13 protein-coding genes are annotated in these 13009 nt (G+C 65.1%); 10 read left to right on the forward strand and 3 right to left on the reverse strand.

Translation table 11 applies throughout. From position 1 onward, the window contains the following. Positions 1 to 53 precede the first annotated feature (53 nt). Positions 54 to 722 carry a L,D-transpeptidase gene (locus EJ072_RS12270; RefSeq protein WP_245467355.1) on the reverse strand — a complete coding sequence of 223 codons (669 nt, stop codon included), beginning with the start codon at positions 720 to 722 and terminating at the stop codon, positions 54 to 56. Between the two features lie 345 nt (positions 723 to 1067). On the opposite strand from EJ072_RS12270, the gene EJ072_RS12275 reads away from it, so the two are divergent. From EJ072_RS12275 to xylB, 3 genes are all read left to right on the forward strand, one after another. Beyond that, complete coding sequence (locus EJ072_RS12275) at positions 1068 to 1691, forward strand: LysE family translocator (RefSeq protein WP_126079933.1); 624 nt, start codon at positions 1068 to 1070, stop codon at positions 1689 to 1691. A 115-nt stretch (positions 1692 to 1806) separates the two neighbouring features. Further along, positions 1807 to 3129 carry a tetratricopeptide repeat protein gene (locus tag EJ072_RS12280; protein WP_126079934.1) on the forward strand — a complete coding sequence of 441 codons (1323 nt, stop codon included), beginning with the start codon at positions 1807 to 1809 and terminating at the stop codon, positions 3127 to 3129. 81 nt (positions 3130 to 3210) lie between these two features. Continuing rightward, positions 3211 to 4665 carry a xylulokinase gene (xylB, locus tag EJ072_RS12285; protein WP_126079935.1) on the forward strand — a complete coding sequence of 485 codons (1455 nt, stop codon included), beginning with the start codon at positions 3211 to 3213 and terminating at the stop codon, positions 4663 to 4665. Between the two features lie 308 nt (positions 4666 to 4973). On the opposite strand, the gene EJ072_RS12290 is transcribed toward xylB, so the two are convergent. Then, positions 4974 to 5336, reverse strand: a complete 363-nt coding sequence (locus EJ072_RS12290; protein WP_126079936.1) for a nuclear transport factor 2 family protein — start codon at positions 5334 to 5336, stop codon at positions 4974 to 4976. A 112-nt stretch (positions 5337 to 5448) separates the two neighbouring features. Here EJ072_RS12290 and xylA point away from each other — a divergent pair, with 112 nt between their 5' ends. From xylA to EJ072_RS12305, 3 genes are all read left to right on the forward strand, one after another. Then, positions 5449 to 6774 (forward strand): xylose isomerase, encoded by a 1326-nt coding sequence (xylA, locus tag EJ072_RS12295; protein WP_126079937.1) that lies wholly within the window; start codon positions 5449 to 5451, stop codon positions 6772 to 6774. 199 nt (positions 6775 to 6973) lie between these two features. Next, a complete protein-coding gene (locus EJ072_RS12300) occupies positions 6974 to 7177 on the forward strand; it encodes a hypothetical protein (protein ID WP_126079938.1) in 204 nt (67 codons plus the stop codon). A gap of 91 nt (positions 7178 to 7268) precedes the next feature. Continuing rightward, positions 7269 to 8030, forward strand: coding sequence for a TIGR01458 family HAD-type hydrolase (locus EJ072_RS12305; RefSeq protein WP_348526433.1), 762 nt, complete (start codon positions 7269 to 7271; stop codon positions 8028 to 8030). On the opposite strand, the gene EJ072_RS12310 is transcribed toward EJ072_RS12305, so the two are convergent. Next, positions 8011 to 8991, reverse strand: coding sequence for a GlxA family transcriptional regulator (locus tag EJ072_RS12310; RefSeq protein WP_126079940.1), 981 nt, complete (start codon positions 8989 to 8991; stop codon positions 8011 to 8013). The genes EJ072_RS12305 and EJ072_RS12310 overlap by 20 nt on opposite strands. A gap of 124 nt (positions 8992 to 9115) precedes the next feature. Here EJ072_RS12310 and EJ072_RS12315 point away from each other — a divergent pair, with 124 nt between their 5' ends. Genes EJ072_RS12315 through EJ072_RS12330 form a run of 4 tightly spaced genes read left to right on the forward strand, consistent with a single transcriptional unit; the run spans position 9116 to position 12984 of the window. Beyond that, a complete protein-coding gene (locus tag EJ072_RS12315) occupies positions 9116 to 10039 on the forward strand; it encodes a 3-keto-5-aminohexanoate cleavage protein (RefSeq protein ID WP_126079941.1) in 924 nt (307 codons plus the stop codon). 14 nt (positions 10040 to 10053) lie between these two features. Then, a complete protein-coding gene (locus tag EJ072_RS12320) occupies positions 10054 to 10686 on the forward strand; it encodes an HD domain-containing protein (RefSeq protein WP_126079942.1) in 633 nt (210 codons plus the stop codon). Then, positions 10683 to 11816, forward strand: coding sequence for a carnitine 3-dehydrogenase (locus EJ072_RS12325; protein ID WP_126079943.1), 1134 nt, complete (start codon positions 10683 to 10685; stop codon positions 11814 to 11816). Before EJ072_RS12320 ends, EJ072_RS12325 begins: the two co-directional genes overlap by 4 nt. Before the next feature lie 4 nt (positions 11817 to 11820). Beyond that, the gene (locus EJ072_RS12330) at positions 11821 to 12984 is read left to right on the forward strand and encodes an acyl-CoA dehydrogenase (protein WP_126079944.1); all 1164 of its coding nucleotides are present in this window, start codon (positions 11821 to 11823) and stop codon (positions 12982 to 12984) included. The last annotated feature ends 25 nt before the right edge of the window (positions 12985 to 13009 follow it).

Here is a 13009-nt window from a genome sequence, read left to right on the forward strand (position 1 = left end):
CCTTCGCCTGTCTTGCGGCATCGCGCAACGGAAGAGTGGGCCGACGGACCCGATCAGACCACGACGACCGGGTTCTTCTTGGAAACGCGGCTGTAGAGGTCGATGATGTCCTGGTTGATCAGGCGCACGCAGCCCGACGACATCGCCTGGCCGATGCTCCACCATTCGGGCGAGCCGTGGATGCGGTAGCCGGTGTCCTTGCCGTTCTGGTAGATGTAGAGCGCCCGAGCGCCGAGCGGATTGGTGAGGCCGCCGGGCTGGCCGCCCTGCCATTTCACCAGTTCCGGCTTGCGCTGGATCATTTCCGGCGGCGGCGTCCAGACCGGCCATTCGCGGCCATACTGGATATTGGCGCGGCCCGACCAGCGGAAACCGTCCTTGCCGATGCCGACGCCGTAGCGGATGGCGTCGCCCCCCGGCTGGACGAGATAGAGCATGCGCTCCTCGAGATGCACGACGATGGTGCCGGGCGCCTCGCCGGTCTTGTCGACGACGATCTGGCGGCGGAACTGCGGCTTGACCTTCTGCCACGGCACCGCAGGCACCTCGAAGCCGCCGTCGGTAAGCGAGGCGTACATGACGTCCGGGGCGGTGACGTTCTTGTCGACGCTGATCGCCGGACGCATCGGCGGCACGGAACCGGTGACGGTGTTGTCGAGCTGCATTTGCGGCAGGTCGAGCGTGTCGGTGGTGGTGCAGCCGGCAAGGCCCAGCAGCGCCATGGCGCCGGCGCCGGAAAGCAAGGCACGGCGGGAAAGTTGAATTTCGGTATCGATTGCGGCGCCGTTGGAAGGCGGCGTCAGACTTTGCGGCAACTCGCGCATACACCAAACCCTACGCTGCCGGCGGGAAGCACGGTCCGGCCGGATAAGGGCATTTTCGTCACTCATGGTTGAAAAAGCGTGAAAGGGCGCTGGTCCGGCTTAACCCTAACGGATCGTTTCGCCGGCTGATGGGGCTACCGGTCGAGGCGCCTAAGATTTTCGCTGAAGATTTTTCCGGCGGCCCCTTTACATTCCCGACGACCCCAGGATTTATCCTGTTCTTTGCGCTCAAGGAGCAGGGAAATGTCCTTCGAAAACTGGGCTGCCTTCGCCGCCGCCTCTTCCATCCTTCTCGTCATTCCGGGCCCGACGATCCTTTTGGTCGTCTCCTATGCGCTGGGCCAGGGCTGGCGCACCGCGCTGCCGATGGCCGTCGGCGTCGCGCTGGGCGACTTCACCGCCATGACGCTGTCGATGCTCGGCATCGGCGCGCTGCTCGCGGCTTCGGCCACCGTGTTCACCATCTTGAAGGTGATCGGCGCCGGCTACCTCATCTATCTCGGCATAAAACTGTTCCGCGCCGGCGGCGCGCTGAAGGCCGAGCCGCGCACCGACGCGGTTTCGGCGGCAAGGATGATGGCGCATGCCTGGCTGGTGACGGCGCTGAACCCGAAGAGCATCACCTTCTTCGTCGCCTTCCTGCCGCAGTTCCTCGACCGGCACGCCGACTTCTGGACGCAGATGCTGATCTTCGAGACGACCTTCCTGACCTTGGCCTTCGCCAATGCCTTCGGTTACGCGCTGGTCGCATCGAGGGCCCGCGCCATCGTGCGCAATCCAAAGGCCATCCGCATCTTCAACCGCACCGGCGGCACGCTGCTGGTCGGCGCCGGCATCGCCACGGTGGCGATGCGCTCGGGGAATTGAGGCGGCGCACGCCCGGCAGGCCTGAGGCACTATCGACCACGGGTTGGCACGCTCCTCGCCGATGCTTTAGGATCGGGCTCCAGACAGCAAATTCGCGATCGTCGAAGGACACAGAATGGCGCTGAAGGATGCATTCGGCCTGGCTTACTCGGGCGCGACCGAAGCCGGGTTTTCATCCTACGCCCGCGCCGTGCATGAGCTGCAATGCTTCATCGGCGATCCGGTCGGCTCCGCCGATCGCGCGATCGCCGAGGATCCCGGCTTCGTCATGGCGCATGTGCTCAAGGGCTACCTCTTCGGCCTCGCCACCGAGCGCGAGGCAACGCTCGTGGCCAGAGCATGCCACGAGGCGGCCTTGCCGCTCGCCGCCACGGCGCGCGAGCGGGCGCATGTCGCGGCCCTCGGCCATCTTGCCTGGGGGCGCTGGCATGAAGCCTCCCGCATCCTCGAGGATGTCGCCATCGACCATCCGCTCGATCTCGTGGCTCTGTTGACCGGGCATCAGATTGATTTCTTCACCGGCAATGCCCGCATGCTGCGCGACCGCATCGGCCGCGCCCTGCCAGCCTGGCGAAGCGACATGCCCGGCTATCATGCGGTTCTCGGCATGCAGGCCTTCGGGCTCGAGGAGATGGGCGATTATGCGCGCGCCGAACGGCTTGGCCGCACGGCTGTCGAGATCGAGCCCCGCGACGGCTGGGCGCAGCACGCCGTCGCCCATGTCATGGAGATGCAGAGCCGGCAAAAAGACGGCATCGCGTGGATGCGCGCCAATCCCGACGCCTGGACCAGGGAAAGCTTCCTCAAGGTGCACAATTGGTGGCATCTGGCGCTGTTCCACTACGACCTCGGCGAGGTCGCCGAGGTGCTGGCGCTCTATGACGGACCGATCTATGGCGAGGCATCGACGATGGCGCTCAATATGGTTGATGCCTCGGCAATCCTGTGGCGGCTGCGCCTCGGCGGCGTCGATGTCGGCGGCCGCTGGACGGCTCTGGCCGACAACTGGCACAAGGCCGGCGGCGGCAATTATGCCTTCAACGACGCGCATGCGATGATGGCCTTTGTCGGCGCCGGGCTGGAAGCGCCGGCGAAGACGCTGCTCGAGGCGCAGCGCGAAGCGATGCGCGGCAGCGACGACAATGCCGCCTTCGCGCGCGATGTCGGCCATCCGCTGACGCTTGCGATCAAGGCCTTCGGCGAGGGCCGCTACGATGAGGCCGTGCGGCTGATCCGGCCGATCCGCTCGATCGCGCACCGCTTCGGCGGCAGCCACGCGCAGCGCGACGTGATCGACCTGACGCTGATCGAAGCCGCGTTGCGCGCCGGCAATAGGGGGCTGGCGCGAGCGCTTACCGCCGAACGGCAGTTGGCGCGGCCGGACAGCCCGTTGTCGGCATTGTTCTCGCGGCGCGCATTCGATTTGTCTGAGAATTGACCCGGGACGGATCTTGCCCTAAAAACTGGCCAGCCAGATTTTTTCGAGATCCGAAAAAATTAATGGCAGTGGGAGGAAATCATGTATCTCGGCCTCGACCTGGGCACTTCGGGCGTCAAGGCGCTGCTGATCGATGACCACCAGAAAGTCATTGGCGCCGGCAATGGCTCGCTCGACGTGTCGCGACCGCATCCCGGCTGGTCGGAGCAGGATCCGGCCCATTGGATCGAGGCCTGCGAGGCCGCAATTGCCGAGCTCAAGGCTTCGCACCCTAAAGAACTGGCGGCGGTCAAGGGCATCGGCCTTTCCGGCCAGATGCACGGCGCCACCCTGCTCGACGCATCGGACAAGGTGCTGCGCCCCTGCATCCTGTGGAACGACACGCGCAGCCATGCCGAGGCGGCGGCGCTCGATGCCGATCCGCGCTTCCGCAAGCTCACCGGCAACATCGTCTTCCCGGGCTTCACGGCGCCGAAGCTTGCCTGGGTGAAGAACAACGAGCCGGCGATCTTTGCCAGGGTAGCCAAGGTGCTTTTGCCCAAGGACTATCTGCGGCTCTGGCTGACCGGCGAACACATCTCGGAAATGTCGGACTCAGCCGGCACGTCTTGGCTCGATGTCGGCAATCGGCGCTGGGCCCCCGAATTGCTGGCGGCGACGTCGCTCGACGAGAAGCATATGCCGTTACTGGTCGAAGGCACGGACAAGGCCGGCGGGCTGCGCGCCGAGCTTGCCTCGAAATGGGGCATCGCGGGAGGCATTCCGATTGCTGGCGGTGCCGGCGACAATGCGGCCTCGGCCTGCGGCATGGGCACGGTCGGCGCGGGCCACGCCTTCGTGTCGCTCGGCACGTCGGGTGTGCTCTTCGCGGCGAACGCCTCCTATCTGCCCAATCCGGAAAGCGCGGTGCACACCTTCTGCCACGCGCTGCCCAACACCTGGCACCAGATGGGCGTGATCCTGTCCGCGACCGATTCGCTCAACTGGCTTTCGGAAATCACGGGAAAAAGCGCCGGCGACCTGACCGGCGAGCTTGGCGACACGCTCAAGGCGCCGACGGGCGTCTCCTTCCTGCCTTATCTCTCCGGCGAGCGCACGCCGCACAATGATTCCGCCATTCGCGGCTCTTTCACGGGGCTTGCGCATCAATCGAGCCGGGCCGTGCTGACGCAGGCGGTGCTGGAAGGCGTCGCCTTCGCCTTCCGCGACAGCCTCGAAGCGCTGAAGACGGCCGGCACGACGATCAGCAGGGTGACGGCGATCGGCGGCGGCTCGCGCTCGCGCTACTGGCTGAAGGCGATCGCCACCGCGTTGCAGGTGCCGGTCGATATTCCCGCTGACGGCGATTTCGGCGCGGCGTTTGGCGCGGCAAGGCTGGGCTTGATAGCCGCGACCGGTGCCGATCCGCTTGCGGTATGCACGGCGCCGGCGACGGATGCGACGGTTGAGCCGGAAGGCGGGCTTGGTGGGGCTTATGCCGATGCCTATCAGAGGTATCGCGCGCTTTACCCGGCGATAAGGGCTGTAACCGCGTGAGTGGAAGCGAGGCACCTCGTAGTCGCATGAGCGGGCGCGAGGCCCCCCTCTCTGCCCTGCCGGGCATCTCCCCCTCAAGGGGGGAGATTGGCAGTTGGAATGCCCCGCTACCTCCTGCAACGCTGGAGATTGGCGAAAGCCGAAGCGACATCCGATCTCCTCCCTTGAGGGGGGTGAGGAGTGGTCCGCGCAGCGGGCGGAAAGCCAATTGCTTGGCTTTCCGAACGACGAACGCCCGGAGCGATAGCGAAGGGCCGGAGCCGGCAGGCCAGAGAGGGGGGCCTCGCGCCTGCCTTACCCGGCTAGCCTCACTGCGCCGGCACCTTGTCCAAAAACCCGGTGACGCTCTTCAGGCGGCCGTTCTCGATGACGCCGATGTCGGTGCCTTCGATGACCGACTCCGTGCCTTCGGGCCCCAGATTCCACGAGAAGCGTATGCGGTCGGCAAAACCGTCGGGCTCGCCCTTCAGCGAGAAACGGAAGCCGGCGAAGCGCTGCTGGACGCCGTCGATGAGGGACGCGACCCCGTCATGGCCGTCGCCCTGCATGACCGGGTCGCGATAGCTGACATCCTCGGTGAAGGCAGCTTCGAGCAGCGCCTCGCGGCGGGCCGCATCGCTCTCGTTCCAGGCGGCGATGTAGTTGCGGGCGATCGTGTTGAGGTCGGTCATTGTCATGCTCCTTCGTTGGATCGTTTCGACATGACCTTTTTGGCGCCCCGCAGAAGCGAAACCAATTACGCCTGAGGTAATCGGGCGAATGCACCCGGAGAGGAAGGAAACCATGAGCAGCGGATTTTTCGGCGACATCAAGAAGATCAAATATGAGGGACCGGATTCGACCAATCCGCTGGCCTATCGCTTCTACAACCCGGACGAGGTGGTGGCCGGCAAGCGGCTGGAAGACCATCTGCGCTTCGCCGTCGCCTACTGGCATTCCTTTGCCTGGCCGGGCGGCGACCCGTTCGGCGGCCAGACCTTCGACCGGCCCTGGTTCGCCAAGCCGGGCGGCATCGACACGATGGAGCTGGCCAAGCTCAAGGCCGACGTCGCCTTCGAGATGTTCTCGCTGCTCGGCGCGCCCTATTTCTGCTTCCACGATGCCGACGTGCGCCCGGAAGGCAAGGATTTCTCCGAGAGCGCCGCGCGCCTCGACGAGATCACCGACTATTTCGCCGACAAGATGAAAAAGACCGGCGTCAAGCTGCTCTGGGGCACGGCGAACCTGTTCTCGCATCGCCGCTTCATGTCGGGCGCGGCCACCAACCCCGATCCGGATGTGTTCGCCTATGCGGCGGCGACGGTGAAGAAGTGCATCGACGTGACGAAGAAGCTGAAGGGCGAGAACTATGTGCTGTGGGGCGGGCGCGAAGGCTATGAGACCTTGCTCAACACCGACCTCGCGCGCGAGCAGGAACAGGCCGGCCGCTTCCTCAACCTCGTCGTCGACTACAAGCACAAGATCGGCTTCAAGGGCACGATCCTGATCGAGCCGAAGCCGCAGGAGCCCACAAAACACCAGTACGACTACGACGTCGCCACTGTGTACGGCTTCCTCAAGCGCTTCGGCCTGGAGAAGGAGGTCAAGCTCAACATCGAGCAGGGCCACGCGATCCTCGCCGGCCATTCCTTCGAGCACGAACTGGCTCTGGCCAACGCGCTGGGCGTCTTCGGCTCTATCGACATGAACCGCAACGACTACCAATCGGGCTGGGACACCGACCAGTTCCCCAACAATGTGCCGGAAATGGCCTTGGCCTATTACCAGGTGCTGCTGGGCGGCGGCTTCAAGACTGGCGGCACCAATTTCGACGCCAAGCTCCGGCGCCAATCGCTCGACCCGGACGACCTGCTGATCGGCCATATCGGCGGCATGGATGCCTGCGCGCGCGGCCTGAAGGCGGCGGCGAAGATGATCGAGGACAAGGCGCTGTCCGGTCCGCTCGCCGAACGCTATGCCGGCTGGAACACCGCCGAAGGCGAGGCGATGCTTTCAGGCAAGCGCACGCTGGAGGAGATCGCCGAACGCGTGGTGAAGACGAAGATCGAGCCGCAGCCGCGCTCCGGCCGGCAGGAGCTGCTCGAAAACATCGTCAACAGGTATGTCTAAAGAACGGCACGCTGCCTCGCGCCCGAGCAGTCGGGACGCGGGGCAGGCCTGAAAATTGCGTTCGCGAGGGCGGAATCAAGCGACAAAACTTTGCCCCGCGCTGCCCCTCAATCACCTCGTTCTTGCCTTCAAACAGCCGTCACGGATTTCGTATAAACGTGGCTCCTGTGGCGGGTGAAGAAGAAGGAGGCGAACCGATATGCAGCACGAACGCGAAATCGACGCCCTGCTCTCGTCCGGCGAGACCGGATCGATCATCGACCGGCTGATGGCATTGCCGCACTCGAAAGACAATGCGCGCAAGACAAATGAATGGGATCGCGCGGTTGCCGCGCGGCTCGAAACGGCGCTGGCCAAGAGCATGCGCTCGCGCATAGTCGGCGAAGGCCGCGACGCCGCCTGATTCTTCCGTGGCCTGATTCTCTCGTGGCCTGATTTTCTCCTGGTTTGACGAACGGAGACCGTTTCTCCATCCTGCGCCGATGATACGCGCGGTGCTGCTCGATCTTCTGGGTGTCGTCTACGATGGCGATACCCCGATACCAGGCGCGGCCGCGGCTATCGAACGTCTGCGTAAGGCCGGCCTGCCGCTGCGTTTCGTCAGCAACACGACACGCTCGCCGCGCAGCAAGATCATCGCGCAGCTTGTGGCCATGGGCATCGAGGTCGCGGACGAAGAGTTGCTGACGCCGGCGCGCGCCGCGGTCGAATGGCTGCGCAATCACGACCGCCAGCCGCATCTGCTCGTCCATCCCGACCTCGAAGCCGAGTTTTCCGGACTGGAGGGCGGGAACGGGCGTGCTGTCGTCGTCGGCGATGCCGGCGAGGGCTTCGACCATGCGAGCCTGAACCGGGCATTCCGCGAGCTTGCCGCCGGTGCCGATTTCGTGGCGCTTGCCGTCAATCGCACCTTCAAGGATGCCGACGGCCAGCTCAGCCTCGACGCCGGCGCCTTCGTCGCAGCGCTGGAATTCGCCAGCGGACGAAGCCCCGTGGTGCTCGGCAAGCCGTCGCCGGATTTCTTTCTCTCGGCGCTTGCGGACCTGGACTGCCCGGCGGCCGATGCGGTCATGGTCGGCGACGACGCCGAGGGCGATGTCGCCGGCGCGCTGCGCGCCGGGCTGGGCGCGGCGCTTCTGGTGCGCACCGGCAAATATCGTCCCGGCGACGAAACACGCTTCGATCCGGCTCCCGCAGCGCTGGTCGACGATCTCGCGGCAGCAGCCGAGTGGATATTCAGCCGCGCCGCAATCTGACCGGCGCTTCGCCGAAAGCTCTTGAAAATGCCCTGGAAAACGCGGCTGCGGACGAAAAGCCGGTACGCCCGGCGATGTCGGCCATGGCAATGCGCGTGTCGACCACCAGGCGACGGGCGGCGCTGAGGCGCAGCCTCAGATAATAGGCGCCGGGCGTCTCGCCGATCGATTTGCGAAAGATGCTTTCCAGCGTTCTTGCCGTGACGCCGGCGCGCTTGGCCACGGCGTCAATGGTGAGCGGCTGGTCGACATGCGCTTCCATCAGCCGGATCGCCTGGGCAAGCCTGGGATCGTAGCCGTCGAGCCGGCCGAGCGAGACCAGCGGCTGCGCGTCGGTCGCGGCGCGCGCCTGATCGTAGATGAAGACGCTCGCCACATCGAGCGCGGCGGCCATGCCGAGCCTGGTGCGGACCAGATGCAGCATCAGGTCGAAGGTCGGCGAGGCGCCGCCGGAGGTGAACACCGGCCCGTCGATGACATAGCGGTCCGGCCGCACGTCGACGCCCGGGAATGCGGCGGAGAAATCCTCCATGTCCTCCCAATGGGTGGTGGCGCTGCGGCCTTCGAGCAGCCCGGCGCGCGCCACCAGCCAGGTGCCGGCCTCGACGCCGCCGCAGGCGCGCGCGGCGCGTGCCGCGCGGCGCAGGCCGGCAAGCAGCGCCGAGGTGGCGTAGTTCTGCGTGCCGAAACCGGCGACGACGACCAGCATGTCGGTCGGCTCGGCGGCATCGAAGCGGCCGCTGACGGCCACGGGGAGGCCGCAAGTGGTGACCGGCGCCTCGCCGGTGACCGAGACCAGCTTGAAATCGAATAGCGTCTCGCCCGAGATGCGGTTTGCGGCGCGCAACGGATCGACGGCCGAGGCCACGCACATGATCGACGAGCCCGAGAACACAAGGAACGTCACCTTGAGCGTCTCGCGCTCGGGCCGAAAGATGGGCGGCTTTTCGCTTTTGATCATGAGAGCTTCGTAAAACGCAAAACAGTTTCCGGCAAGTCGGTCATTCTGTATCCATCCCGTGCACAGCCCAACAGGCTTCCGCTTTGGCGGCACGCATGGCCGATCGACCCTGGGAGGATAGACGATGCCGCTTGCGATGAACCGTGAGGTCTTCATTACCTGTGCCGTGACCGGCTCCGGCGGCACGCAGGACCGCAGCCCGCATGTGCCGCGCTCGCCCAAGCAGATCGCCGATTCGGCGATCGACGCCGCCAAGGCGGGCGCCGCGATCGTCCACTGCCATGTGCGCGATCCCGAGACCGGCAAGCCTAGGCGCGACGTGCATCTCTATCGCGAAGTGACCGAGCGCATCCGCGAAGCCAATGTCGACGTGGTGCTGAACCTCACCGCGGGCATGGGCGGCGACATGGTGTTCGGCTCGCCCGAGGCGCCGCTGCCGCTCAACGAAAAAGGCACGGACATGGGCGGCGCCACCAACCGCATGGAGCATGTGCGCCAGTGCCTGCCGGAGATCTGCACGCTGGATTGCGGCACGATGAACTTCGCCGAAGCCGACTATGTGATGACCAACACGCCCGGCATGCTGCGCGCCATGGGCGGCATGATGACGGCGCTGGGCGTCAAGCCCGAGATCGAGGCCTTCGACACCGGACATCTGTGGTTCGCCAAGCAACTGGTCGAGGAGAAAGTGCTCAACGCGGACGCTCTGGTGCAGCTCTGCATGGGCGTGCCGTGGGGCGCGCCGGACGACCTCAACACCTTCATGGCGATGGTCAACAATGTGCCCTCGACCTGGAACTGGTCGGCCTTCTCGATCGGCCGCAACCAGATGGCCTATGCCGCGGCGGCGGTGCTTGCCGGCGGCAATGTCCGCGTCGGACTGGAAGACAATCTGTGGCTCGACAAGGGCGTGCTGGCGACCAATGCGCAGCTCGTCGAGCGCGCCGCGAGCATCGTCACCAATCTCGGCGCGCGGATCCTCGGGCCGGAGGAAGTGCGCAAGAAGCTCAATCTCACCAAGCGGGCGCCCCTAGCTGCTGCAGCTTAAGGCAGGAATTTGCGATGACTGACACCGTCAAATTCACCGCGATGAAGGACGGCGACAAGGAAGACTACGAATTCCTGACTGCCCATGAGATCGACTATGCCGCCAAGACCGGCGACCGGCTGCTCGATGCGCTGGTGCAGCTCGACGAGGGTCTGTCGGGCTACAAGATCACCCGGCTCGGCAATTCGCTGCAGGCGGCGACGCGCGCCTGGCAGGATGGCGCCGACACGGACTGGATCGTCTCGGCGCTGCTGCATGACATCGGCGACATCTATGCGCCCTACAACCACGACGAATATGCGGCTGCGATCCTAAAACCCTTCGTGCGCGAGCAATGCACCTGGGTGGTGGAAAAGCACGGCGATTTCCAGCGCCTCTATTACGCGCATCATCTGGGCGGCAATCGCCACGCCCGCGACCACTTCGCCGGACACCTCTATTTCGACGATTGCGACCAGTTCTGCGAGCGCTGGGACCAGTCGAGCTTCGACCCCGACTATGAGACGCTGCCGATCGAGTTCTTCCGGCCCTTCGTGCTCGAAGTGTTCGCCCGCAAGGCCTACGACCCGACAGTGATCCGCGCCGGCGAGCGTGTGGCCCTTACTAATCCCGATACAGCCAAGACAAGAACCGGAGCCTGCCCATGAGCATCATCAACAAGGCGGCCGCCATCGGCGGCGGCGTCATCGGCGCCGGCTGGGTGGCGCGACTGCTCTTGAACGGCATCGACGTGTCGATCTTCGATCCGGATCCGGAAGCGTCACGCAAGGTGGGCGAAGTGATGAAGGGCGCGCGCCGCGCCTACAAGCAGATGCTGCCGGGCGGCCTCCCCAGGGAAGGCAAACTCACCTTCGCCAAGACCATCGGCGAAGCGGTGGCCGACGCCGATTTCATCCAGGAAAGCGTGCCGGAGCGGCTCGACCTCAAGCACAAGGTGCTGGCCGAGATCGACCAGCATGCGCCGGCCAATGCCATCGTCGGCTCGTCGACCTCCGGCATCAAGCCGACCGACATGCAGGTGGCGATGAAGAAGCACCCGGAGCGGCTGGTCGTCGGCCATCCATTCAACCCGGTCTATCTTCTGCCGCTGGTCGAGATCGTCGGCGGCGAGCAGACCTTCCCCGAGGCGATCGAGGTCGCCAAGGAGCTCTACGCCTCGATCGGCATGAAACCGGTGGTGGTGCGCAAGGAGATCGAGGCGTTTGTCGGCGACCGCCTGCTCGAAGCCGCATGGCGCGAGGCACTGTGGCTGGTCAAGGACGGCATCTGCACCGTCGAGGAACTCGACGACATCATGCGCTATTCCTTCGGCCTGCGCTGGGCGCAGATGGGCATGTTCCAGGTCTATCGCGTTGCCGGCGGCGAGGCGGGCATGCGTCACTTCATGGCGCAGTTCGGGCCTTGCCTGAAATGGCCCTGGACCAAGCTGATGGACGTGCCGGAATTCAACGACGAGCTGGTCGACCTGATCGCCACCCAGTCGGACGAGCAGGCGCACGGGCTTTCGATCCGCGAGCTGGAGAAAATCCGCGACGACAATCTGGTCGCGATCATGGAAGCGCTGTCGAGGCAGAACAAGGGCAAGGGCTGGGGCGCCGGCGCGCTGCACAAGGACTATACCAGGCAGCTCGCCAAACTCGCGGCGAAGAAGAGTTCCGCCAAGGCCGAAGCGGCCAAGCCGGCGAAGAAGGCCGCGAAGCCGGCAAAGGCTGCGAAACCGGCCAAGGCGGTAAAGGTCGAAAAGCCGAAGAAGAAGAGCGGCAAGAAGAAGGGCTGAGGCGATGTATTTCGGTCTTTCGGAAGAGCAGAAACTTATCGTCGAGACGACCCGCGCCTTCGTCGAGAACGAGCTCTACCCGCATGAGCGCGAGGTGGAGCGCACCGGCGTGCTGCGCCGCGAGCTGATCGACGAATTGAAGGCGAAGGCGATCGAAGCGGGGCTCTACGCTGCCAACATGCCGGCCGATGTCGGCGGCGCCGGGCTCGATACGGTGAGCTGGCTGCTCTACGAGAAGGAGCTCGGCCGCGCCAATTACGCGCTGCATTGGACCTGCGTGGCGCGTCCCTCCAACATCCTGCTCGCCGGCACGCCGGAGCAGCGCGAGAAATACCTCTTCCCCTGCATCCGCGGCGAGAAGTGGGACTGCCTGGCGATGACCGAACCCGGCGCAGGTTCCGACCTGCGCGGCATGAAGGCGACCGCCGTGCAGGACGGCTCGGGCTGGGTGCTCAACGGCACCAAGCACTTCATCAGCCACGCCGATCTCGCCGATTTCGCGATTTGTTTCATGGCCTCCGGCGAGGAAGAGACCCCGCGCGGCAAGCGCAAGAAGATCACCGCCTTCTTCGTCGACAAGGGCACCAAGGGTTTCACGGTGCGCGACGGCTACCGCAATGTCTCGCATCGCGGCTACACCAACTCGATCCTTGAATTCGACGATTGCCGGCTGCCGGCAAGCCAGGTGCTCGGCGAGGTGCACAAGGGTTTCGACGTCGCGAATTCGTGGCTCGGCGCCACGCGCCTGCAGGTCGGCGCCACCTGTCTCGGCCGTGCCGAGCGCGCTCTGTCGCACGCCATCGAATATGCCGCGCAGCGCCAGCAGTTCGGCCAGCAGATCGGCAAGTTCCAGGGCGTTTCCTTCAAGCTCGCCGACATGGCGACGGAGCTGAAGGCCGCCGATCTGATGGTGTTCGAAGCCGGCTGGAAATACGATCAGGGCACCGTCACCGACCAGGACATGGCGATGGCCAAGCTGAAGGCCACCGAGATGCTCGCCTTCGTCGCCGACGAAGCCATCCAGATCCATGGCGGCATGGGGCTGATGGACGACCTGCCGCTGGAGCGCATCTGGCGCGATGCGCGCGTCGAGCGCATCTGGGAGGGCACGTCGGAGATTCAGCGACACATTATTTCGCGGGCGCTGCTGCGTCCGTTCGGAGCTTAGAGCATGATGGTCCAAAGCCGGGTCC

Source organism: Mesorhizobium sp. M2A.F.Ca.ET.046.03.2.1 (genome assembly GCF_003952425.1).
In the GTDB taxonomy this organism is placed as follows: domain Bacteria; phylum Pseudomonadota; class Alphaproteobacteria; order Rhizobiales; family Rhizobiaceae; genus Mesorhizobium.